The organism is Bosea sp. 685 (genome assembly GCF_031884435.1).
Taxonomy (GTDB): Bacteria; Pseudomonadota; Alphaproteobacteria; order Rhizobiales; family Beijerinckiaceae; genus Allobosea.
Window position 1 is genome coordinate 3,545,730 of sequence record NZ_CP134779.1, and the last position, 22,924, is coordinate 3,568,653.

A 22,924-nucleotide genomic window follows, 5' to 3' on the forward strand; every position below is an offset into this window, starting at 1 on the left:
GTGGCTCCGGGGGATCAAGCGGCGTTGTCGGCGAGGTCCGCCGCAAGCTGTGTCAGGCGTTCTTGTTTCTGCAGGCGAATGCGTTCGCTCACCGCGGCAAGCGTCTCCAGCGTCGTCATGATCGCCGCCTCATCGACGCCATCCAGCACCTCGCCGGCAATCTCGCCGCGCACAGTGTCGAGATCATCGACCAGCGCGCGTCCATCGGGCGTCAGATGCAGGAGGTAGGCGCGTCGGTCGTTCGGGTCTGGCCGGCGCTCGACCAGTTTCTGTTGCTCCAGCCGGTCGAGCAGCCGCCCCACCGAGATCGGCTGGATATCGAGCTGCTCGGCCAAAGCGACCTGGTTGAGGCCTTCCTGGCGGCGCAGGCGCCCGAGCACGCCCCATTGCGCGCGGGTCGTGCCGTGCTGGTGGGCGCGCTGGTCGACGTAAGCCCGCAGGAGCCGCGCGGTCTCGACCAATTGGAACGTCAATTCACGCTTCAGCGGGCGTTTCATCTGCCGTGCCTCGGATATCATAAGCCTGCTTATGATATGAGTGGCGATTGCGGCAATTTCTGGATCGCCTTCGCAGTTGCACAATTTCCGGAACGCAATCTGGCGTTGGCCGCCGGACCGCGCTTTTGCGCGCTCAGACCTTCGCTTCCTGCTCCATCGACGTGCCGCGCAACCCCCGGGAATGCAAAGCTTTGGGTAGAGCCGCGTCATTTCGAGGATCAGGAATTTCACCGGTACGTCGAAGAAGGCGCCATGATCGGCGATATAGGCCATGAATTCGCGGCCCTGCCCGTCGAAGCTCTGGAGCAGCGCGTCATGCCGGCCGTCGAAAAACAGCGGCGCGACGCCGAGCTTTGCGCACAGGCTCGCATTGAAGGTCGGCGAGGCTTTCAGCCAGCGGCCACCGAGAAAAACCTCGGTATAGCCGTGATAGGCGAAGATATTGGTGCCGACAGCCTCCAGCAGGCGCGGCGTGGCGAGATGATTCATGACGTCGGCGAGGCCGATTCGCGCCGGGATGCCGAGCGCGCGGCACAGCGCGGCAAAGAGCGCCGCCTTGCCGACGCAATAGCCGGTGCCGGCCGCAAGCACGGCGCTGGCGCGATAGCTGCCGGGGTCAAGATAGTCGCGATAGGGATCGTAGCGGATCTCGTCCCGCACCGCAGCATAAAGCAGGCGCGCCTGGGCTGCCGGCTCGGCGACACCCACCGTCAGGCGCTGCGCCTGCTCAATCACATTGCGGTGATCGCTGTCGATGAACTCGGCCGGGCTCGTGAAGAGCACGCGGTGGCTGTCCTGCATCGCTTTCATGCCCCGCGCCGGAGGTGACGCGCGAAGACTAGCACTACAGGGGCCGCGCCGCGACGGCAGCGTGGCGCGAACCTCTACACAGCGCTCAGGCCACGGCCGCGACCGGCGCCTGATTGCCGTCGTCGCGCGACTCGAGCGCAGCCATCGCCGCCATGACGCCGCCGCTGCGATGCGGCACGCCGGCCGCCGCCAGCCCCATCTCGACGCCCGACAGCGCCCCCAGCAGCATGAGTTCGTTGCACTCGCCGAGATGGCCGATGCGGAAGATCTTACCAGTGACCTTGCCGAGCCCCGAGCCGAGCGAGATGTTGTATTTCTCCAGCGTGATCTTGCGGTAGCGGTCAGCGTCGTGGCTCGGCGGCATCATCACGGCGGTCAGCACCGGCGACTGCTCGGCCGGGTTCTCGCAGAGCACCTCCAGCCCCCAGGCCTTGACGGCGGCACGCGTCGCGGCAGCGAGACGCTGATGCCGGGAGAAGACATTGTCCAACCCCTCCTCCTGCAGCATCGCGAGCGCCTCGCGCAGGCCATAGAGCAGGTTCGTCGCCGGGGTGTAGGGGAAGAAGCCGTTGGCGTTGATCTTCACCATCTCCTGCCAGTCCCAATAGGAGCGCGGCAGCTTATTGACCTTCGAGGCCGCCATCGCCTTCTCGGAGACCGCATTGAAGCTCAAGCCCGGCGGCAGCATCAGCCCCTTCTGCGAGCCCGAGACCGTGATGTCGACCTGCCATTCGTCATGGCGGTAATCGACCGAGGCGAGCGAGGAGATGGTGTCGACCATGAACAGGGCCGGATGGCCGGCGGCGTCGATCGCCTTGCGGATCTCGGCAATGCGGCTCGTCGAACCGGTCGAGGTCTCGTTGTGGACCACCATCACCGCCTTGATGGCGCACGCCTTGTCCGCGACGAGCCTGGCCTCGATCGCCGCCGGATCGGCCCCGCGCCGCCAATCGCCCGGGATGAAATCGACATTGATGCCGAAACGCGCCGCGATCTGGCGCCAGAGCGTGGCGAAATGGCCGGTCTCCGCCATCAGCACGGTGTCGCCGGGCGAGAGCGTGTTGACGATCGCCGCCTCCCAGGCGCCGGTGCCCGAGGACGGGTAGATCACCACCGGCTGGCTCGTCTTGAAGACAGCCTTGCAGCCCTCCAGCACCGTCTTGCCGAGCCTGGCGAACTCGGCGCTGCGATGGTCGATGATCGGCATGTCCATGGCGCGCAGGACACGATCGGGGATCGGGCTCGGCCCCGGGATATGCAGGAAATGTCGACCCTGCTGCGTTGCCATGGCGTGTGCTCCTTGGTGCGCATTTCGACTGCGCGTCCTTCATAGCTGATTTTTTGCATTCATTTTTTGAGAATGCAATCGCCCATCGGAACTCAAACTTGGCACCGATCATCTCGACAGCCGACCAAGCTTGGCGTACCCAATAGTCATGACAAGTACAATTCCGGACCTGCAAACCATGGCGATTCCGGCAATCGAACCTGGCAACGCGCCCATAGCCGAGGCGCCCCGGGCGGCGGTCTCTTTGCATGACGGGCTGGTGGCGGCGCTGCGCGACTACATCGTCGAAGGCAATCTCGCGGATGGCGCGCGCATTCCAGAGCGCCTGCTCTGCGACCGCTTCAGCATCTCGCGCACGCCTTTGCGCGAGGCCTTGAAGGTGCTAGCCGCCGAAGGGCTGATCGACCTGCTGCCGAACCGCGGCGCGCGCGTACGCGAATTGAGTGCTGAGGATCTGCGCGAGCTTTTCGACGTGATGGGCGGGCTGGAGGCGCTGGCCGGGCGCCTGGCCTGCGAGCGCATTTCGGATGCGGACGTGGCCGAAATCGAGCAAATGCACCACGACATGTACCGTTTCTACCTGCGGCGCGAGATGCATGACTACTTCCAGTGCAACCAGGCGATCCATCGCATGATCGTCGAGGCGGCCGGAAATGCGACGCTGAGCGCAACCTATGCCAGCTTCGCCGGGCGCATCCGCCGCGTGCGCTATTCGGCCAATCTCGCCAAGGAGCGCGATCGCTGGGGCGAGGCGATGCGGGAGCATGAGGCGATCCTGGACGCGCTGCGTCGCCGCGCCGGCAGCGAGCTCAGCGACATCCTGTTCCAGCACCTGCGCAACAAGCGCAAGGCGGCGCAATCGCAGCCCGCCACCGACCCGGCGGACGCCTGAGCCAACCGCGCCGTCCCCGGACAAGCGGCGCAAGCCGCGCCGATCCGGGATCCACTCCTGAGCTGTTCCGGAATGGATCCCGGGTCTCCGCTTCGCTGCACCCGGGATGACAGCGAAGGCCACAGCACCCAATATCGCGCTCATATCCGTCGATATCAATTTTCAGATTGAATGCAGATTTTTTTGGTTCTAGGCTCCCCTCACGACGCCGTCAGAGCGCGACTTAAGGGAGGTTGAGGATCATGAAGCAGCATTGGCTTGTCATATCCACGGTGCTTGCCGTACCCGCGTTGCTTGCCGGCGTCGGGCCCGCAGCCGCCTGGGAGCCGACCAAGGCGATCGAGATCGTCGTGCCCTTCTCGGCCGGCGGCGCCTCCGACCAGATGGCCCGCACGATCCAGGGCATCATCCAGAAGAACCAGCTCACCACCCAGCCGATCATCGTCGTCAACAAGCCGGCCGCCGGCGGCGCCGAGGGCATGCTCGACATCCAGAAATCGGCCGGCGATCCGCATAAGCTGATCACCACCTCGAGCGGCGTCTTCATGACGCCGATGGCGACCAAGCTGCCGCTGAACTGGCAGGACTACACGCCGGTCGCGATGATGGCGCAGGATTCCTTCCTGCTCTGGGTCAATGCGAAATCCCCCTACAAGACCGCGACCGATTTCATGGCGGCGGCCAAGGCGGCGCCCGAGCCGCTCAAGATCGGCGGCACCTCGTCCAAGCGCGAGGACAACCTGCTCGTCTTCGGCATGGAGAAGACCGGCGGCGTCAAATTCGCCTATATTCCCTATACCAGCGGCGGCCAGGCCTCGACCCAGCTTTCGGGCAATCACGTCGACGCCAACACCAACAACCCGGCCGAGGACCTGGCCAACTGGCGCGGCGGGGCGACCAGGCCGCTCTGCGTCTTCGCCGAACAGAAGATGGCCTATAGCGAGAAAGTCGCGGATGGCCTGTCCTGGGCCGACATCCCGACCTGCGCCTCGCAGGGGCTGAACGTCAGCTACCAGATGCTGCGCGGCATGTTCATGCCCGGCAAGGTGACGAAGGAGCAGCAGGCCTTCTATGTCGAGCTGTTCAAGAAGGTCTCGCAGAACGCGGAATGGAAGGAATATCTGGCGCGCAACGCGCTCGTTCCCGACTATCGCGACGGCGACGCCTTCGTGCAGTTCCTCAAGCTCGACGAGGAAAAGCACGCCAAGCTGATGAGCGATGCCGGCTTCATGGCCAAGTGAGGACGAGCGGGTCTCCGTTCTGCTTGCTTCACACGCGCCGTCATTCCGGGCGCAGCGAAGCGGAGACCCGGAATCCATCGCAGAGCGCAGCGCTTTACGATGGATTCCGGATCGGCGCCGCTTCGCGGCTTGTCCGGAATGACGGCCGGGAGACTGAGAATGTCGCACATCTCTGACGAAACCGCCCCGCCGCGCGGCGTCTCCCGCCGCCCGGTCGAGATCACGACCGCGCTCATCCTGATCGGGCTCGGCCTGCTCGTGCTCTACGATTCCTATGGCCGCGGCGCGGGCTGGGACAATGGCCCGCAGAACGGCTTCTTCCCGGCGCGTGTCGGCTGGATCTTCCTGGCCGCCTCGCTCTTCATCCTGGTGCAGTCCTTCCGCACCGAGAACCGCGTCTTCGTCACCTATGAGCAGCTCGGCCAGGTCGTGCGGGTGTTCGCGCCGCTCGCGCTGTTCGTGACGCTGATCCAGCCGCTCGGCCTCTATGTCGCCGCGGGCATCTTCATCCTCGTCTTCATGAGCATCGTCGCGACCTCGCGCTGGTGGGCGATCGTGCTGACGGCTGTCCTCGTGCCGCTTGCCTGCTTCTGGGTGTTCGAGCTGCAGTTCCGCGTACCGCTGCCGAAAGGCCCGCTCGAGGCCATGCTCGGCTACTAGCAGGATGCGAAAAGTGGGAACCGGTTTTTCGCATCAATCCTGCTCTAACTCTTTGTTTTGTCGCGTTTTCCTTACGCGAACCGATATCCACTTCGCTCGAAAACGCGACTGAGGACAAGCGATGGACGATTTCTCCTCCCTGATGGCCGGCTTCCAGGTCGCACTCTCCTGGCACAATGTCGGCTTCATGGTGATCGGCGTCGTGCTCGGCATCATCGTCGGCGTGCTGCCCGGCCTGGGCGGGCCCAACGGCGTCGCGATCCTGCTGCCGCTGACCTTCGGCATGGACCCGACCTCGGCGATCATCCTGCTCTCGTCGATCTATTGGGGCGCTCTGTTTGGCGGAGCGATCACCTCGATCCTGTTCAACATTCCGGGCGAGGCCTGGTCGGTCGCGACGACCTTCGACGGCTATCCGATGGCCGTGCAGGGCAAGGCCGCGGAAGCGCTGACGGCCGCCTTCACCGCTTCCTTCATCGGTGCGCTTTCGGGCGTGATCCTGATCACGTTCGTGGCGCCGCTCGTCGCCTCCTTCGCACTCAGATTCGGGCCGGCCGAGTTCTTCGCCGTGTTCCTTCTGACCTTCTGCTCCTTCATCGGCATGGGTCGCGAGAACCGCGCCAAGATCCTGGCCTCGCTCTGCATCGGCTTCCTGCTCGCGGCGGTCGGGCTCGATTCGATCTCGGGCGATCTGCGCATGACGTTTGGGTCGACCGAATTGATGCGCGGCTTCGATTTCCTCGTCGTGGTGATCGGCCTGTTCGGCGTCAGCGAAATCCTGCTGACCGTCGAGGAGGGGCTGGTCTTCAAGGGCAAGCAGGCCAAGATCGACCTCAAGGTGGTGCTGCGCACCTGGGCCGGGCTGCCGCGCTATTGGGCGACGCTCCTGCGCTCCGCCATCGTCGGCATGTGGATGGGCGTGACGCCGGGCGGGGCGATCGCCGCCTCATTCATGGGTTACGGCCTCGCCAAGCGCTTCTCGCGGCAGCCCGACAGCTTCGGCAAGGGCAATATCGAAGGCGTGCTCGCGCCCGAAACCGCAGCCCATGCGGCGGGCACCAGCGCACTCCTGCCGATGCTGGCGCTCGGCATTCCAGGCTCGGCTACGGCCGCCGTCCTGCTCGGTGGGTTGCTGGTCTGGGGGCTGCAGCCGGGGCCGCTGCTTTTCGTCGAGCAGAAGCAGTTCGTCTGGGGGCTGATCGCCTCGATGTATCTCGGCAATCTCGCCGGGCTTATCATCGTGCTGGCGGCCGTGCCGCTGTTTGCGGCGATCATGCGCATCCCGTTTTCCTATGTCGCGCCGGTGATCCTGATCGTCTGCGCCATCGGTGCCTACACGATCTCGAACTCGATCTTCGACATCTGGCTGATGCTGGGCTTCGGCCTCGTCGGCTATGTCTTCAAGAAGCTCGACTATCCGCTCGCGCCGCTCGTCTTGGCGCTGGTACTCGGCGACAGGGCCGAGGACTCGTTCCGCCAGGCGCTGCTCGGCTCGGGCGGCAGCCTCAAGGTCTTCGCCGCCAACGGGCTGGTGACGACACTGGTCGGGCTGGCACTGCTCCTGCTGCTCTGGGGGCCGGTCATGGATGGGATTGGCGCATTGCGGCGGCGCGGTCAGCCCGCGAAGCCGGCCGAAATCGGTTAGATTCGATGACCTTGCAGGACAAAACGCGCCGTCATCCCGGCCAAGCGGCGAAGCCGCGCAGAGCCGGGATCCATGCCGGAGCAATGCCTGATGAGGCTCAGGAATGGATCCCGGGTCTGCGCGGAGTTTATCCTTGGGCCGATCGAAGATCGGACCCGGGGGCTGCGCCCGGGATGACGGCGCGAATGTGGGAGGGACTGAAGCAAAGATGACGCAAGCAGCGCTCGCCAAAGCCCATTCCCGCAATCTCGGCCTCGAACGCCGTCTCGCGCAGACGCTCGAAGGCGAGGTGCGCTTCGACGCCTTCACGCGCGGCCGCTACGCCACCGACGCCTCGATCTACCAGATTGTCCCGCAGGGCGTGGTCTTCCCGAAATCGGAGGCCGATATCGCAGCCGCGCTGACGATCGCCGCCGAGCACGGTGTGCCGGTGATCGCGCGCGGCGGCGGCACATCGCAGAACGGCCAGCCGATCGGCGATGCGCTGATCCTCGACATGAGCCGGCATTTCAACGCGATCCGCGATTATGATCCGGCCGCCGGCACGATCTCGGTCGCGCCCGGCCTCGTGCTGGAGGCGCTCAACGCGCATGTCAGGAAGGACGGGCTGTTCTTCCCTGTCGAGCCCTCGACCGCCAGCCGCTGCACCATCGGCGGGATGACCGGAAACAACTCCTCGGGCGCGCGCTCGCTGCGTTACGGCAAGACGGTCGACAATGTCATCGCCATGAAGGCGCTGTTCCATGACGGCGAGCCCTTCGCGCTGGGCGATGGCTTTGCCGGAGACAACCAGTCGATCAGGGCGCGCGATCTGATGACGCGCATGCTCAAGCTGGCGGACGGGCACCGGGCCGAGATCGAGGCGATCTTCCCCAAGGTGCAGCGCCGGGTCGGCGGCTATAATCTCGACGAACTCTTGCCGGCCCGGCCGAACCTCTCGCATCTGCTGGTCGGCTCGGAGGGCACGCTCGCCATCACCACCGAGGCGACGCTCAGGCTCTCTCCCCTGCCGACGCATCGCGTCATGGGCGTCTGCCATTTCCCGAGCTTCCGCTCGGCGATGGAGACGACGAAGGCCATCGTGGCGCTGGGGCCTGTCGCGGTCGAGCTCGTCGACAACAATGTGCTGGTGCTCGGCGCCGATATCCCGCTCTTCGTGCGCACGCTCGCCGACATCACCAGGGGCCAGCCGAACTGCCTGCTGCTGGTCGAATTCGCCGGCGACGATCTTGCCGCGCTCAAGCACGACCTCAAGCGGCTCGACCAGTGCATGTCCGATCACGGCTTTACTGAGGCCGTCGTCGAGGTGGTCGAGCCCTCCAGGCAGAAACCAGTCTGGGAGGTGCGCGAGGCCTGCCTCAACATCATGATGTCGATGAAGGGCGATGGGAAACCGGTCTCCTTCATCGAGGATTGCGCCGTCCCGCTCGAACATCTCGCCGACTACACCGACGCCGTCACCGCGCTGTTCGAGCGCCACGGCACGCGCGGCACCTGGTATGCCCATGCCTCGGTCGGCTGCCTGCACGTTCGCCCGATCCTGAACATGAAGGACGAGGCCGGGGTCAAGGCGATGCGCGGCATCGCCGAGGAGGCCTGCGAATTGGTGCGCCGCTTCAAGGGCTCCTATTCCGGCGAACATGGCGACGGCATCTCGCGCTCGGAATTCGTCGAGCCGATGTTCGGCGGGCCTCTCACCCGCGCCTTCGAGCAGGTCAAGGACGGTTTCGACCCCGACAACCGCTTGAACCCGGGCAAGATCGTGCGCCCGCTTGGGATGGACGATCGCAGCCTGATGCGCTTCGCACCGGGCTATGCCACGCCGATCCCGACGGAGACAGCGCTCGACTGGTCCGACTGGGGCGGGTTCGGCGGTGCCGTCGAGATGTGCAACAACAATGGCACCTGCCGGAAGATGACAGGCGGTACGATGTGCCCGTCCTGGCGCGCCACGCAGGACGAGACGCATGTGACGCGCGGGCGGGCCAATACGCTCAGGCTCGCCATCTCCGGCCAGCTCGGGCCCGACGCCTTCACCTCGCCGGAGATGAAAGAGACGCTCGATCTCTGCGTCTCCTGCAAGGGCTGCAAGCGCGACTGCCCGACCGGCGTCGACATGGCGCGGATGAAGATCGAGTTCCTGCACCATTATCACCAGCGCCACGGCCTGCCGCTGAAGGAGCGCTTGATCGCCTGGCTGCCGCGCTATGCGCCTTATGCGGCCAAGCTCTCAGCCCTGATGAACCTGCGCGACCGCATTCCGCTGCTGGCGCGCCTGAGCGAGCGCTGGCTCGGCTTCAGCACGCGGCGCTCGCTGCCGGTCTGGCGCAGGCCCTGGGCGCAAGGCGGGCGCTCCGCGACGCCGGGCGACGTGAAGGGCGACGGCCGCGACCTCGTGCTCTTCGGCGACAGCTTCAACCGCTATTTCGAGCGCGAGAACCTCGAAGCCGCCGAGCGCGTGCTGGCGGCCGGCGGCTATCGCCTGCACAAGGTCGAGCCCAGCGATGGCGGCCGGCCGCTCTGCTGCGGGCGCACCTTCCTCTCGGCCGGCCTCGTCGACGAGGCGCGCATCGAAGCGAAACGGACACTCGAAGCGCTCGCGCCCTTCGTCGCCAGGGGCGCGCGCATCGTCGGGCTCGAACCCTCCTGCCTGCTGACTTTCCGCGACGAATTCGGCGCGATTCTACCCAAGGCCGAGGTCGAACCGGTGGCGAGCGCCGCCTTCCTGCTCGAAGAGCTTCTGGCCGCCGACCTCAAGGCGGGGACAACCACCCTGCCCCTCAAGGACCAGGCCGGCCGCATCGCGCATCTGCACGGCCACTGCCACCAGAAGGCTTTCGCGGCGATGGGCGCGGTCGAGGCGACCTTGCGCGCCATCCCCGGCCTCGATGTCCGCCCGATCGAATCGAGCTGCTGCGGCATGTCGGGCGCCTTCGGCTATGGCGCGGCGACGATCGACGTCTCCTTCGCCATGGGCGAGCTCGCCTTGCTGCCGGCCGTGCGCAAGGCCGGCGCGGGCGATCTCATCGTCGCCGACGGTACGAGCTGTCGCCACCAGATCCATGACGGCGCGGGCCGCGAAGCGATGCATGTCGCGCGCGTGCTCGCCGAGGCCCTGGAGGAGTAGGCGCCCGTTCGAAGCCCCTCAGCCCTCATCCTGAGGAGCAGGCAAAGCCTGCGTCTCGAAGGATGGTCCAGGAGCCTCCGGTGCAGGCTGGAGCATCCTTCGAGACGCCGCTTCGCGGCTCCTCAGGATGAGGGCTGGAGTGTCCAAAGCGAAGATCCACGACCCGGCAAACGGGCGATCTAACCGGAGGAACGACTATGTTACGGACGACGCTTCTTTCCTGCGCGATGGCGCTCGGTTTCATGGCAAATGCGGACAGGGGCATGGCGAAGGACTACTTTTTAGCGAGCGGCCGCTGGGACAATGTCGTGCTGGTGATCGATCTCGATAAAGCGACCGACCCCGCCAATGACGGCACGCCGAAGGCGGTGGTGAACCGCCTGCGCGTCACGCCCGATATCGAGGTCGATGGCAAGACCGTGATCTCGAGCGGCCAGCCGATCTCGATCGCGATCGCGCCCGACAACAAGCGCGCCTATGTCGTCAACCATTCCGGCCGCTCGACGCCCGCTGCAGCGGCCGCCTTCCAGCACGGCCATGCCGGCACCGTCACAGTCATCGACCTGGTGAAGGCGCTCGATCCCGCCAGCAACGACACGCTCGCCGCTGTCGCGGGCTACATCGAGACGGAAGGCTTTGGGCCGACCGGCTTTGCTATTGCGGCGGACGGCAAGCATGCGGTGCTCGCCCATGCCGAGCGCGAAGGCGACGAGGATGGCGGCCGGCATCTCAGCATCGTCGATCTCTCCACCAACACGGTGATCCGTAGGGTCGAGCAGGCCTATGGCAAGCCAGGCTTCCCCTGCCCGCCCGATCCGGTGCCGCACCGCGCGCCCGATCTGAAATTCGGCTGCTTCCCCGACACCAATGGCGTGACGATCAGCCCGCTTGGCGGCGGCACGATCTTCGGGGCCAATGGCGGCACCGACGACATCACGGTGATGAGCCTGCAGAAGGCGATCGCCGGCGAGGCCGGCGCGGAGCTCGCGCGCATCCCGGTGCAGGCCGGCGGCTTCGGCATCTCGGTGAGCCCGGACGGCAGGCTCGTCGCCCATGCCTCCCGCGAGAGCGCCCAGACCGACATCCCCGGCAACACGGTCTCGATCATCGATGTCGAGAAGGCCTTGTCCGACCCCGCCAAAGCCGAGGTCGCGCGCGTCCTGGTCGGCACCGACGACAAGGCCACGCCGACCCGGCCGTTCGTGGCCGCCTTCCTGCCGGATGGAAAGCGCATCCTCTCCACGCATTTCCGCGCCAACAACATCGACATCATCGACGTCGCCAAGGCGATCGCGGGTGGGCCCGCGACGATCCGGCGGATCGAACTGAAGACGCCGGGCGGCGAGCCCTCGCGGCCGCGCGGCATCGCGATCACCCCCGACGGCAAATACGCCGCGATCACCGGCGCACCCAAGGGCAAGCCGAACTCCGGCATCGTCTGGATCGTCGATCTCGCAAGCTATGAGGTGAAGGGCCGTGTCACCGAAATCGGCAATGAAAGCTACATGATCGGCGCGTTCCAGGCGCCGTAGTTCTGGCTCCGTAATTCTGGAGCCGTAGTTCCGGCGCCATAGCCCTCTTCGGCGTCCGGACGGGCGGCGCGTGGCTGATCACGCCTTTGCGCTTGCCGTATTCTGCGATCCCGGCCACATGTCAGAGGCCTCGTAGAACTCCACCAGAGCGCCTCATGCTGGCCCCGCACGACCCATACGGTTTCCTGAAGAATGGCGGCGAGATCGGCGCGCTCATCGCGCAATTCGACTGGTCGCGGACGCCTTTGGGGCCGATCGAAACCTGGCCGCAGAGCCTGCGCACCACGACGGCGCTGGCGCTCAGCTCGCCGCTACCGGTCGTGATGCTGTGGGGGCGCGACGGCACGCTGATCTACAATGACAGCTATGCCGCCTTCGCCGGCAAGCGCCACCCTGCCCTGCTCGGCGCCAATGTGCTCGAGGGCTGGCCGGAAGCGGCCGAGCTCAACGCCCGCGTGCTCGACACCGTGCTCGCCGGCGGCACGCTCTCGCTACGCGAACAGCGCCTCACTTTGAACCGCCACGGCGTGCCGGAGGATTGCTGGCTCGACCTCGACTACATGCCGATCCTCGGCGAGGACGGCCGCCCGGCCGGCGTCTTCGCCCTGGTCATCGAGATCACCGAGCGGGTCCGCACCGAGCAGCGGCTCAAGATCGCGCAGGAGGCCGGCGGCGTCGGCGTCTTCGAATGGTATCCCGAAAGCGGCCTGCTCGACGTTTCCGACGAATATCGTCGGATCTGGGGCCTGCCGCCGGACCTCCAGGTCACCGACGACCTACTCGTCAGCCTGCTGCACCCCGATGATCGCGCTTTGTCGGGGCCGAAGCGCCTGACCGAGGCCAATCCCCTCGCCTATGCGGAATATCGCCGCTTCGACCCCGCCACCGGCGAGACCCGCTGGATCGCGCGACAGGGCGAGGCGGTCTCGACGCCCGAGAGCGGGCAGCGCCGTTTCGTCGGCGTCTGCTTCGACATCACGCCGCGCAAGGCGGCCGAAGACGCGCTGCGCGCCAGCGAGACGCGCTGGCGCAATCTGTTCGAACAGATGCAGGAGGGGTTCTTCATCGCCGAGGCGGTGCGCGACACCGCCGGGACAATGGTCGATTTCCGCTTCGTCGAGATGAATCCCGCCTTCGAGGCGCGCACCGATGTCAGGATGGCCGATGCGATCGGCCGCAATGTCAGCGAGATCATTCCGAACCTGCCGCCGGAGCTGATCACCACCTATGCCATCGTGCTCGAGACCGGCAAGCCGGCCCGCTACGAGATCAATGTTCCCGCGATGAAGCAGCGCTGGTTCGAGGCGCGGGCAAGGCGCATCGGGCCGGACCGCTTCTCGGTGCTGTTCCTCGACATCACCGGGCGCAAGAAGGCGGAAGCCGCACTCAGGGAAAGCGAGGCGCGCTTCCGCACGCTTTCGCAATCCATGCCGAACCATGTCTGGACCGCCAGGCCCGACGGCCAGCTAGACTGGTTCAACGAGCAGGTCTACCGCTTCACCGGAGCGGCCCCAGGCACGCTCGACGGCGAGGCCTGGATGGCGGTGGTCCATCCCGAGGATGTGGCGAGCGCCGCAGCCGCATGGGAGAATGCGCGGCGCGACGGCGTTCCCTACGAGACCGAGTTCAGGTTGCGCCGCCAGGACGGCATATTCCGCTGGCATATCGCCCGCGCCGTACCCGCCCATGACGAGCGCGGTGCGATCACGCGCTGGGTCGGCACCAATACCGACATAGACGCCCAGAAGACGGCGGAAGCCGCGCTCGCTGACCTCGCCGACACGCTGGAGGAGCGCGTCGCCGCCCGCACGGCCGAACTCGCCAAGGCCGAGGAGGCGCTGCGCCACAGCCAGAAGATGGAAGCCATCGGCAATCTAACCGGCGGCATCGCGCATGACTTCAACAATCTGCTGCAGGTCATCAGCGGCAATCTGCAATTGCTGTCGCGGGAAATCGAAGGCGACGAAAAGGCCGAAAAACGCGTCGACAACGCCATGGCCGGCGTCGCGCGCGGCTCGAAGCTCGCAGCCCAACTGCTCGCCTTCGGCCGTCGCCAGCCGCTGGAGCCCAAGGTTGTCAATGTCGGCCGCTTGATCCGCGACATGGACGACCTGCTGCGGCGCACGCTGGGCGACGCGATCGAGATCGAGAGCATCATCGCCGGCGGGCTGTGGCACACGTTGGTCGACCCAACCAATGTCGAGAACGCTCTCCTCAACCTCGCGATCAATTCGCGCGACGCCATGGACGGCCAGGGCCGTTTGACGATCGAGGCCGGCAACGCCTTCCTCGACGACGCCTATAGCGACGCCCATCGCGACGTCAGTGCGGGGCAATATGTCCAGATCTCGGTCACCGACACCGGCTCGGGCATGAGCCGCGAGGTGATGGACCAGATCTTCGAGCCGTTCTTCTCGACCAAGCCGCAGGGCAAGGGCACCGGACTCGGTCTGTCCATGGTCTATGGCTTCGTCAAGCAGTCGGGTGGCCATGTGAAGGTCTATAGCGAACCCGGCCAGGGCACGACGATCAAGCTCTATCTTCCGCGCTCGCTCCAGGCCGAGGACATGCTGGTCGAGAAGGAGGCCGGCCCGGTCACCGGCGGCAGCGAGACCATTCTCGTTGTCGAGGATGACGAGGCGGTGCGCGAGACCGTGATCGCGCTTCTAGGCGAGCTCGGCTATCGCGTGCTGAAGGCGCCCGACGCCCAGAGCGCGCTCGCGGTCATCGAGAGCGGGGTCGCGATCGACCTGCTCTTCACCGATGTCGTCATGCCCGGCCCGCTGAAGAGCCCGGAGCTGGCGCGCAAGGCCAAGGAGCGGTTGCCCCAGCTCAGCGTGCTGTTCACCTCCGGCTATACCGAGAACTCGATCGTCCATGGCGGACGGCTCGACGAGGGCGTCAGCCTGCTCTCAAAACCCTATGGACGCGAGGCGCTGGCGCGGAAGATCCGCCAGGTCCTGGTGCAGGACGGCAAGACGCCGTCCTATGAGACCGTCCGGCCCCAGCCGAAAAGCGCGGCGCAGAAGGCAGCTTTGCAGGGCGCCGCCGCCCCAGCGCCCGAACCGGCGCGCCGGAGCAACCTGACCGTGCTCGTCTGCGAGGACGACGCCATCATCCGCATGGACACCGCCGATATGGTCCAGGATCTCGGCCATGTCGCCATCGAGGCGGAGAACGGGTTGAAGGCGCTCGAGATCGCGACGGGGCGCGACATCGACATCCTGCTGACGGATATCGGCCTGCCCGATATTTCGGGCAGCGAACTGGCGCACCGCTTACGCGCATTGAAGCCAGAGCTTGCTATTATCTTCGCCACCGGCCGCGATCAGGTCGAGGGTTTCGAGGGCACGGCCCGCACCGCGCTGCTGAGAAAGCCCTATCGGCTGCACACGCTGGAGAAGATCCTCGGCTCGATCCTGGATTGAGAAGCGCCTTCCGGGCCGGGCGCTCGCTTGCGTTTGCAGCGCCCGGCGCGTGCAGGCTTGCGCATGGCCAGGCATGCTGCGCTGCGGCTAGACTTGGGCGAGACCTAAACTTGGACCCAGGCGCAGACGAACGCTGCTCCATTCCAAACCCTGCCATTCCAAACCCTGCCCCATTCAAGGCGACCCGACCACGATGAGCCAGCTCTTCAGCCCCCACACGCTCGGCGAACTCACCCTCGCCAACCGCATCGTCATTGCCCCGATGTGCCAGTATTCGGCCGAGGACGGCCGCGCGACCGACTGGCACATCATCCATCTCGGTCATCTCGCCTTGTCGGGCGCCGGGCTGCTCTTTCTCGAAGCGACGGCGGTCGAGCCGGAAGGACGGATCAGCCCGTTCGATCTCGGCCTCTGGTCTGACGAGACCGAGGCCGCGCTGGCCAAGGCGCTCGCCGCCGTGCGCGCGCATTCCGACATGCCGATCGGCATCCAGCTCGGCCATGCCGGCCGCAAGGCCTCGGTGGCGCAGCCCTGGGCCGGCGGCGGCCAGCTCGGCCTCGACCAGGGCGGCTGGCAGACAGTCGGCCCCTCGACCGTGGCTTTTGAGGGCCACGCCAGGGCTCCGCACGCCCTGACGGCCGATGAGATCGCCCGGCTCGTCGAGAGTTTTGCGCTTGCCGCCAAGCGCTCGGCCAGGCTCGGCCTCGATGCCATCGAGCTCCACGGGGCCCATGGCTATCTGCTGCACCAGTTCCTCTCGCCGCTCTCCAACCGGCGCGAGGACGCCTATGGCGGCTCGCTGGAGAACCGCATGCGCTTCCCACTCGCGGTGTTCGAGGCGGTCAAGGCGGCCGTGCCGTCGTCCCTTCCCGTCGGCATCCGCGTCTCCGGCACGGATTGGGTCGAGGGCGGCTGGGATATCGAGCAGACGCTCGCCTTCGCCGCAGTCTTGCAGGCGCGCGGCTGCAGCTTCATCGACGTCTCTGGCGGCGGCCTCTCGGCCGCGCAAAAAATCCCGCTCGGCCCGAGCTACCAGGTGCCGATGGCGCGTGCCGTGAAGCAGGCGACCGGCCTGCCGACCATCGCGGTCGGGCTGATTACGGAAGCCGACCAGGCCGAGGCGATCATCGGCACGGGCGACGCCGACTTCGTCGCGCTGGCGCGCGGCATGCTCTACGACCCACGCTGGCCCTGGCACGCAGCCGCCCAGCTCGGCGCAACCGTGAAGCCGCCCTCGCAATATCTGCGCTCGCAGCCACGCCAGTACAAAAGCCTGTTCGGCTGATGAATTGGCTTCATCCGTAACGGTAGGAGCTGACCACGATACGTTTCCAGCCGAACGCGCTCATGCATGCGCCATAGGTTTGGTGATAGGCGGGCTCGCCGCCCTGCGCCCAGATGTTCTGGGCAGCAGCGCTTTTGGCGGCCTCGGCGCGCGCGAGACAAGTCGAGTCGGCCTCGCGCGACGAGATCGAGGGCGATCCGGCGAGCGGCTGATAGCCATAGGTCGGAATCGTGCCCTGACAGGCTGTGAGACAGAGAGCCAACGCCCATGCCAACCCCCTGAAACCGATCACGATGCCCTCCCTACCGCGCGGCGCGACGATCAACACCCTGTCTCGCCGCCATCGCCGACAATGTCGATCTTGAGGACCAATCCATGACCGCCTATTCGCAGCTTGCCAATCATTTCGGCCGCATCGCCGCCTTGTCCAACGCCATCGGCATCCTGAGCTGGGACAATGCCGCGATGATGCCGACCGGCGCCGCCGCGACGCGGGCCGAGAGCATGGCGCTGCTCGACGTGCTGCGCCATGGCATGGCGGTCGAGCCGCGCATCGGCGACTGGCTGGGCGCGGCCGAGGCCGATGACGGGCTCGGGCCCTGGGAGCGCGCCAACCTGCGCGAGATCAGGCGGCTCTGGACGGTCCAGACCGCGCTGCCGGCCGATCTGGTGGAGGCATCGAGCAAGGCGATCTCGGTCTGCGAGATGCGCTGGCGGCAGGCGCGCGCGGACTCCGATTTCGCCGGGCTCCTGCCGTTCCTGAGCGAGGTCTTGAACCTGCAGCGCCAGATCGCCCAGGCGAAGGGCGAAAAGCTCGGCCTTTCCCCCTATGACGCGCTTTTGAACGACTACGAGCCCGGTGGGCGTTCCGAGACAATCGACGCCCTGTTCGACGATCTCGCCAGCTTCCTGCCCGGTTTCACCCAGGAGGTTCTGGCGCTCCAGGCGCGCCGGCCCAAGACACCGGAGCCGCAGGGTCCGTTCGCGATCGAGAAGCAGCGGGCGCTCGGCCTCAAGATGATGGCGGCTTTGGGCTATGATTTCGAGCGCGGCCGGCTCGACGTCTCGACGCACCCGTTCTGCGGCGGGGCCGACAACGACGTCCGCATCACCACGCGCTATGACGAGAGCGATTTCGCCAAGGCCTTGATGGGCGTGCTGCACGAGACCGGCCATGCGCTCTACGAACAGGGCCGGCCACAGGCCTATATGAACCAACCGGTTGGCCAGGCACGCGGCATGAGCCTGCATGAGAGCCAGTCGCTCCTGGTCGAGATGCAGGCCTGCCGCTCCGCCGAATTCATCCGCTTCGCCGCGCCCTTGATGCGCGCGGCTTTTGACGGCTCAGGCCCGGCCTGGGAGCAGGAGGCCTTGCTGGCGCGCTACACCAAGGTCGAGGCCGGCTTCATCCGCGTCGATGCCGACGAGGTGACCTATCCGGCCCATGTCATCCTGCGCTACCGGCTGGAGAAGGCGCTGATTGCCGACGAGATGCCGCTCTCGGAACTGCCTTCGGCCTGGAACGCCGGCATGAAGGCGCTGCTCGGTGTGACGCCGCCCGACGACCGGCGCGGCTGCCTGCAGGACGTGCATTGGCCCAGCGGCGGCTGGGGCTATTTCCCGACCTATACGCTGGGCGCAATGACGGCAGCGCAGATTTTCGAGGCCGCCTGCAAGGCCGAGCCCGAGATCCTGCCTTCGATCGGGCGCGGCGACTTCTCGCCTCTGGTCGGCTGGCTGCGCAGCCACATCCATAGCCAGGCCAGCCTCTACGAGACCGACGAGTTGCTGACCCGCGCCACCGGCCGCCCGCTCGACGCCAGCGTTTTCAAGGCGCATCTGCGCCGGCGCTATGGCAGCGAAGGGTAGCCTTCGCATCCGGAGACCACCGGCATCGGAAAGCCGCCGAACGCCTGCTCATAGGCCGCCCCCAGCGCCAACAGGCGATCATCGCTCCCTTGCGGCCCGATCAACTGCAAGCCGATCGGCATGCCGTCCCGGTCCGGCCTCGCCGGCAAGGTCAGCCCCGGCAGACCCAGCGCATTGGCGAAGGCGGTGAAGACCGCGTGCCCGCGCGGGCCGACCGATTGACCGTCGATCACATCGGGATGCGTCCGCTCGACCGGCCAGGGTTGCGCCGCCGTCGCCGGCAGTAGCAGCAGGTCGAAGCGGGAGAAGAGCGCGTCGAACGCCTCGCCGGCCGCCTCGATCGTGCGCAGCATGCCGAGATAGTCGCTGGCTGAATGACCACGGCCGCGCTCGGCCATGGCCGCGATCCCGGGTTGCACCGGCGCGTCCCGCCCGAGCTTGAGATGCGCGTCGAGGAGCCAGGCCACGCCGGTTTCGCTGACGATCGACCAGATCGCATTGACCGGCTCGGCCAGGGTGAAATCGTCCAGGCGCTCGACGGCATGGCCGAGCCCGGCGAAGCGCTCGGCGGCCTCCGCGACGCTCGCGGCTATTGCCGGGTCGACCGGTGCCTCGCCAAAGCGAGGGATGAAGGCGATCCGCTGCGCAACCGGCGGCGTAGCCACCTCCCCTGCACCGGCGATGATGCGCAGCATCGCGCGGACATCGCCAACGCAGCGCCCGACCGGCCCCACCACCTCGAAACTGTCGAGGATCGCGGGAAAGCCATGTTGGCGCGGCACCAGCCCGCGCGAGGGCTTGAGGCCGACCAGCCCCGCATGCGCCGCCGGCCGGCGGATCGAGCCGCCGCCATCGGTGCACAGCGCCAGCGGCCCGATGCCCGAGGCCACGGCGGCAACCGCCCCGCCGCTCGACCCGCCCGGCGTCAGGCCCGGGTTCCACGGGTTGCGCGTCGGGCCGAAGAGCGCGTTGTCGGTGACGCCCTGCACGGTGAATTCCGGCACATTGGTCTTGCCGAGGATGACGGCGCCTGCCGCCCGCAGACGGGCGACCGGCGTCTCGTCGCGCTCGGGCACGAAATCAGCGTAGCAGGCGCTGCCCCAGGTGCTGCGCAGGCCAGCGGTCAGGATGTTGTCCTTGATCGTCAGCGGGACGCCGTCGAGCGGCCCGAACGCTTCGCCACGGGCCCAGCGGCCGGCGCTGGCCCGCGCCGCCGCCTGCGCGCCCGCCCGGTCGAGCGTGACGACGGCGTTAAGACGCGGATTGACGGCGTCATGGCGCGCCAGGACCGCTTCCAACGCCTGGACCGGCGTGGCGCTCCCCGCCGCGAAAGCCTGCGCGAGTTGCCCGGCGCTCAGGGCCCAGAGTGGCTGGTCGCTCATTGGAAGCGCGCTCCGTAAATATCATGTCCGCTTGCATCATGCCCGCATGATGCCCCGGCTGGGAAACGCCGATATTCCAACCGCTAAGCCATGGCTGCTCATCCGACAACGGGCTTGAAACGAAGAGCAATTAGGATTTTAATCAAGTACCCGCTAAGGGCAATGTCAGGGAGAACGCAATGCTGAGGACTTTGATCGTCGCATCCGCTTCCGCCATCGCTGTCGCATCGATCTTCGCCACGCCGGCCTCGGCGCTGACGATGAAGGAGTGCAGCACGAAGTATCAGGATGCCAAGAAAGCCAATACGCTGAAGGGCCAGAAGTGGAACGATTTCCGCAAGGCCCAATGCGGCGACGACGACGCCTCCGACAACGATGCCGCAGCGGCCGTCACTGACCCCGCACCGGCGCCAGCGGCTACGCCCGCCGCGACGGCGCCCGGGCAGAAGCCGGCGGCAGCGCCCGCCCGCGCCAAGGCTGCGGTCTTCCCCAAGGTCGTCGCGCCGAAATACTCCGAGGAATCGCCCGGCAAGGCCCGGCTCAAGACCTGCGTCGACCAGTACAACGCCAACAAGACGGCCAACGCCAATGGCGAGCTGAAATGGATCGAGAAGGGTGGCGGCTACTGGAGCCAGTGCAACACCAAGCTCAAGAGCTGAGTTCAGTCACTGCACGAAACATCGCAGCCCCGGATCATATCCGGGGCTGAAGCTTTACGGCGGCACGCGGAGAGCCCCGCGCTGAGGAGTCTACCTGCCTACACGCAAAAACGCGGTGTCATCCCGGACAAGCGGCGAAGCCGCGCTGATCCGGGATCCATGCCGGAGCGCTGCTCGGTTAGGCTCAGGAATGGATCCCGGATCTCCGCTTCGCTGCGTCCGGGATGACTCCGCGTTTTTCTTGCAAAGCAATACCGCGGCTATTGCGTCGCGTAGATCCGTTCGCCCACCCGGATGAAATGGGTGGGATCGTTGGGCTCGCCATTGATGCGCGTCTCGTAATGCAGATGCGGGCCCGTCGAGCGCCCGGTGCTGCCGACCAGCCCGACGACAGTGCCGAGCGAGACGGGCTGGCCCACGGTGACGTTGATCGCCGACAAATGGCCATAGCGCGTGGTGATGCCGTTGCCATGGTCGATGATGACGAGATTGCCGTAGCCACCGCCGATCCCGGCCGTCTGCACGACGCCTGATCCTCCGGCATGGACGGGAACGCCGATCGGCGAACGGAAATCCGTGCCGGCATGGAAACGCGCCTCGCCGGTGAACGGATCGGAGCGCGTGCCATAGGAACTCGTCATCAATCCGGCGCTGCCCGGGATCGGCCGGAAGAACGGCACGGCGTTCGCCGCCGTCCTGAGCCGGCCCAGCACCGAAAGCGTGCGCCTGATCTGCGCGACATTGCTCTCGAAGGGGCCGCCGCCGAAATCCTTGGTCTCCGGCAGAAGATCGGCGACCTGGCCGCGCACAAGCGCCGCTGTGGGCACGAATTTCTCGGCATCGAGCCCGACCTCGGAAAAGGCCGAACGCAATTGCAGCAGGGTCGATTGCGAGCGCTGCGTCAGGCCGTTGAGCGAACCCAGCTGCACCTTCTCGAAACGGTCGATCGCATGTTCGAGATAGGTCACGCGCTCGGGTGCGGGATAGCTCGGATCGAGGATGGTGAAGGTCGATGGCGGCGCGGCGCGCTGCACCGAGGCCGCCTTGATCGGTGCCCCGCCGGCCTCACCGAACTTCACCGGGCTCGCGCCGTCGGGGACCCGGGTCTGGTCGGCGAGCGCGGTCAGCATCGCCTGGCGCGCTTCCAGCGCCGCCTGGCGCAGCATCAGATCGGCGATGCGCCCCTCGACGCCGTCACGCTCCAATCGAGTCTGCCGGGCGAACCGGTCGAGCTGAGTGCGGAAGACCACGAGCTTCTGCTCATAGGCGAATTGCATATCGCTCTGCTGCTCGACGAGGCGAGCCGAGAGCTTGTCGCCGAAGATCAGGGCGCTGGTCGCGATTGCACCCCAGCCGGCCAGCAGGGCGAAGGCGACGAGGACAAGCGCGATCGTCGCTGGGCCAACCGTCATGGTCCAGCGCGGACGGCCCGGCCGCGAGAGCTTGGCCGCCTTGTCGCGCTTGTCCGATTTGCCGTCCTTGTCTGATTTGCCTTGGCCCTCGGTCGCGGGTTCGGCCTTGCGCAGCTGGGCCTGGGCCTTCGCCTCGGCGGCAGCAGCCTTCGCCTCGACGGCAGCCCGTGCCTCCGCGGCCTTTGCCGCCTTCATCCGGGCAGCAACGCGCTCGGCCGCTGTCTGCGGTTTGGACGGGGCGGAACTCAAGGCCGGGCTCCTCCAAGCATGTCCTGGAAAACGGCGCGCGCGATTCTCTGCCGAGCCGGGCGAAAGTCAACGCCACAACGACGTTTCAGGCCGGCAGCCCCGCCACCTGCCGAAGGGGACGTGGAGCCCATTTCCTTAAACGGGGGGATCTTTGACTTTACGCAACGCAAAGGCAATCTGCCGCAATAGCCTCGCCAGGATATCGACGATTGTCGATTCGAGGCGCGAATTGTCAATCGATTACGTAATTGACATGACACGCGTCCCGTTGAAACACTCCGATCCGGCAATCTTTCTCTAGAGCAGGATGCGAAAAATCGGTGCCCAGTTTTTCGCATCCTGCTCTGGGTCGATCCTTGTCATCAGCTTGCGACATCACCGTGATTCCCCAGCATGCGAGGCGTCCGGGAGCGGCATGATCCGGCGCTCCGACCCTGGGATTAAGGACAGCCCGACAACGCCGAGGAGCGCGCCAGATACACGAATGACTTCAGAGCCCTAAAGGACATGAACCTCTGGATGGACTTGAACCTCTGGATGGACTTGAACCTCTGGATGGACTTGGCCTCTCACCGTCTTCCGCCGCAAGGAGCGCTGCCATGACCTCGACCCTGCCTCCCGAACAATCGACCCTCGACCGCGAGATCCTCGACGAGTTGTTCGAGATCGTGCCTGACGAGTGGGACGCTTTCCTGCTCTCGGTCGAGCCGCGCAAGCTCGATGGCGACGGGCAGATCGTCACCATCGTCAATCCGGACGTCGCCGGGGCGGAAATTCCCGTGACAGAGGCGATCCGCGTGCGCGTCGCCAAGCTCGCGGCCTTCTTCGCCCGCGAAAAGCGCAGCTGGGAGCGCCTGACCTATGCCGCTTTCGCCGACGAGGCCGGCACCTGGCGCGTCAAGATCACCGCACCGCTGCCGCCCCCCACGGCACCGGCCGCATGAGCGC

At 66.4% G+C, this 22,924-nt stretch carries 16 protein-coding genes; 11 read left to right on the plus strand and 5 right to left on the minus strand.

Annotated features, from left to right (window positions below):
• Positions 1–14: 14 nt before the first annotated feature.
• Both RMR04_RS17945 and RMR04_RS17950 read right to left on the minus strand, forming a co-directional pair.
• Complete coding sequence (locus RMR04_RS17945; RefSeq protein WP_311909692.1) at positions 15–1,307, minus strand: transglutaminase domain-containing protein; 1,293 nt, start codon at positions 1,305–1,307, stop codon at positions 15–17.
• 85 nt (positions 1,308–1,392) lie between these two features.
• Positions 1,393–2,595: a pyridoxal-phosphate-dependent aminotransferase family protein gene (locus RMR04_RS17950; protein ID WP_311909693.1), complete on the minus strand. Its 1,203-nt coding sequence runs from the start codon at positions 2,593–2,595 to the stop codon at positions 1,393–1,395.
• A gap of 148 nt (positions 2,596–2,743) precedes the next feature.
• On the opposite strand from RMR04_RS17950, the gene RMR04_RS17955 reads away from it, so the two are divergent.
• The 8 genes from RMR04_RS17955 (at position 2,744) to RMR04_RS17990 (ending at position 16,405) form a co-directional block, all read left to right on the plus strand.
• Positions 2,744–3,487, plus strand: a complete 744-nt coding sequence (locus RMR04_RS17955; RefSeq protein ID WP_311909694.1) for a GntR family transcriptional regulator — start codon at positions 2,744–2,746, stop codon at positions 3,485–3,487.
• Between the two features lie 242 nt (positions 3,488–3,729).
• Positions 3,730–4,728 (plus strand): Bug family tripartite tricarboxylate transporter substrate binding protein, encoded by a 999-nt coding sequence (locus RMR04_RS17960; RefSeq protein WP_311909695.1) that lies wholly within the window; start codon positions 3,730–3,732, stop codon positions 4,726–4,728.
• Positions 4,729–4,887: 159 nt separating this feature from the next.
• A complete protein-coding gene (locus RMR04_RS17965; RefSeq protein ID WP_311909696.1) occupies positions 4,888–5,388 on the plus strand; it encodes a tripartite tricarboxylate transporter TctB family protein in 501 nt (166 codons plus the stop codon).
• 121 nt (positions 5,389–5,509) lie between these two features.
• A complete protein-coding gene (locus tag RMR04_RS17970; RefSeq protein WP_311909697.1) occupies positions 5,510–7,033 on the plus strand; it encodes a tripartite tricarboxylate transporter permease in 1,524 nt (507 codons plus the stop codon).
• Between the two features lie 208 nt (positions 7,034–7,241).
• The gene (locus tag RMR04_RS17975) at positions 7,242–10,160 is read left to right on the plus strand and encodes an FAD-binding and (Fe-S)-binding domain-containing protein (protein WP_311909698.1); all 2,919 of its coding nucleotides are present in this window, start codon (positions 7,242–7,244) and stop codon (positions 10,158–10,160) included.
• A gap of 263 nt (positions 10,161–10,423) precedes the next feature.
• A complete protein-coding gene (locus RMR04_RS17980; RefSeq protein ID WP_311909699.1) occupies positions 10,424–11,692 on the plus strand; it encodes a beta-propeller fold lactonase family protein in 1,269 nt (422 codons plus the stop codon).
• A 155-nt stretch (positions 11,693–11,847) separates the two neighbouring features.
• Positions 11,848–15,120 carry a hybrid sensor histidine kinase/response regulator gene (locus RMR04_RS17985; protein WP_311909700.1) on the plus strand — a complete coding sequence of 1,091 codons (3,273 nt, stop codon included), beginning with the start codon at positions 11,848–11,850 and terminating at the stop codon, positions 15,118–15,120.
• A gap of 193 nt (positions 15,121–15,313) precedes the next feature.
• Positions 15,314–16,405 carry an NADH:flavin oxidoreductase/NADH oxidase gene (locus tag RMR04_RS17990; RefSeq protein ID WP_311909701.1) on the plus strand — a complete coding sequence of 364 codons (1,092 nt, stop codon included), beginning with the start codon at positions 15,314–15,316 and terminating at the stop codon, positions 16,403–16,405.
• A gap of 10 nt (positions 16,406–16,415) precedes the next feature.
• On the opposite strand, the gene RMR04_RS17995 is transcribed toward RMR04_RS17990, so the two are convergent.
• Positions 16,416–16,730 carry a hypothetical protein gene (locus tag RMR04_RS17995; protein WP_311909702.1) on the minus strand — a complete coding sequence of 105 codons (315 nt, stop codon included), beginning with the start codon at positions 16,728–16,730 and terminating at the stop codon, positions 16,416–16,418.
• Positions 16,731–16,780: 50 nt separating this feature from the next.
• Here RMR04_RS17995 and RMR04_RS18000 point away from each other — a divergent pair, with 50 nt between their 5' ends.
• Positions 16,781–18,274 (plus strand): carboxypeptidase M32, encoded by a 1,494-nt coding sequence (locus RMR04_RS18000; RefSeq protein WP_311909703.1) that lies wholly within the window; start codon positions 16,781–16,783, stop codon positions 18,272–18,274.
• Here RMR04_RS18000 and RMR04_RS18005 read toward each other — a convergent pair.
• Positions 18,256–19,656, minus strand: coding sequence for an amidase (locus RMR04_RS18005; RefSeq protein WP_311909704.1), 1,401 nt, complete (start codon positions 19,654–19,656; stop codon positions 18,256–18,258). The genes RMR04_RS18000 and RMR04_RS18005 overlap by 19 nt on opposite strands.
• A 179-nt stretch (positions 19,657–19,835) precedes the next feature.
• Between RMR04_RS18005 and RMR04_RS18010 the strand changes: the two genes are divergently transcribed.
• Positions 19,836–20,315 carry a hypothetical protein gene (locus RMR04_RS18010; RefSeq protein ID WP_311909705.1) on the plus strand — a complete coding sequence of 160 codons (480 nt, stop codon included), beginning with the start codon at positions 19,836–19,838 and terminating at the stop codon, positions 20,313–20,315.
• 260 nt (positions 20,316–20,575) lie between these two features.
• Here the strand turns inward: RMR04_RS18010 and RMR04_RS18015 are convergent, their stop codons facing one another.
• The gene (locus RMR04_RS18015) at positions 20,576–21,976 is read right to left on the minus strand and encodes a M23 family metallopeptidase (protein ID WP_311909706.1); all 1,401 of its coding nucleotides are present in this window, start codon (positions 21,974–21,976) and stop codon (positions 20,576–20,578) included.
• A 599-nt stretch (positions 21,977–22,575) separates the two neighbouring features.
• Between RMR04_RS18015 and RMR04_RS18020 the strand changes: the two genes are divergently transcribed.
• Complete coding sequence (locus tag RMR04_RS18020; protein ID WP_311909707.1) at positions 22,576–22,920, plus strand: hypothetical protein; 345 nt, start codon at positions 22,576–22,578, stop codon at positions 22,918–22,920.
• The last annotated feature ends 4 nt before the right edge of the window (positions 22,921–22,924 follow it).

What these genes read in the sequence shown, in the direction of transcription:
- RMR04_RS17975 (WP_311909698.1), top strand. Translation starts at nt 7,242, where the DNA reads ATGACGCAAGCAGCGCTCGCCAAAGCCCATTCCCGCAATCTCGGCCTC.
- RMR04_RS17955 (WP_311909694.1), top strand. Translation starts at nt 2,744, where the DNA reads ATGACAAGTACAATTCCGGACCTGCAAACCATGGCGATTCCGGCAATC.
- RMR04_RS17960 (WP_311909695.1), top strand. Translation starts at nt 3,730, where the DNA reads ATGAAGCAGCATTGGCTTGTCATATCCACGGTGCTTGCCGTACCCGCG.
- RMR04_RS18020 (WP_311909707.1), top strand. Translation starts at nt 22,576, where the DNA reads ATGACCTCGACCCTGCCTCCCGAACAATCGACCCTCGACCGCGAGATC.
- RMR04_RS17980 (WP_311909699.1), top strand. Translation starts at nt 10,424, where the DNA reads ATGGCGAAGGACTACTTTTTAGCGAGCGGCCGCTGGGACAATGTCGTG.
- RMR04_RS18000 (WP_311909703.1), top strand. Translation starts at nt 16,781, where the DNA reads ATGACCGCCTATTCGCAGCTTGCCAATCATTTCGGCCGCATCGCCGCC.
- RMR04_RS17945 (WP_311909692.1), bottom strand. Translation starts at nt 1,307, where the DNA reads ATGAAAGCGATGCAGGACAGCCACCGCGTGCTCTTCACGAGCCCGGCC.
- RMR04_RS17970 (WP_311909697.1), top strand. Translation starts at nt 5,510, where the DNA reads ATGGACGATTTCTCCTCCCTGATGGCCGGCTTCCAGGTCGCACTCTCC.
- RMR04_RS18010 (WP_311909705.1), top strand. Translation starts at nt 19,836, where the DNA reads ATGCTGAGGACTTTGATCGTCGCATCCGCTTCCGCCATCGCTGTCGCA.
- RMR04_RS17950 (WP_311909693.1), bottom strand. Translation starts at nt 2,595, where the DNA reads ATGGCAACGCAGCAGGGTCGACATTTCCTGCATATCCCGGGGCCGAGC.
- RMR04_RS17965 (WP_311909696.1), top strand. Translation starts at nt 4,888, where the DNA reads ATGTCGCACATCTCTGACGAAACCGCCCCGCCGCGCGGCGTCTCCCGC.
- RMR04_RS17985 (WP_311909700.1), top strand. Translation starts at nt 11,848, where the DNA reads ATGCTGGCCCCGCACGACCCATACGGTTTCCTGAAGAATGGCGGCGAG.
- RMR04_RS17990 (WP_311909701.1), top strand. Translation starts at nt 15,314, where the DNA reads ATGAGCCAGCTCTTCAGCCCCCACACGCTCGGCGAACTCACCCTCGCC.
- RMR04_RS18005 (WP_311909704.1), bottom strand. Translation starts at nt 19,656, where the DNA reads ATGAGCGACCAGCCACTCTGGGCCCTGAGCGCCGGGCAACTCGCGCAG.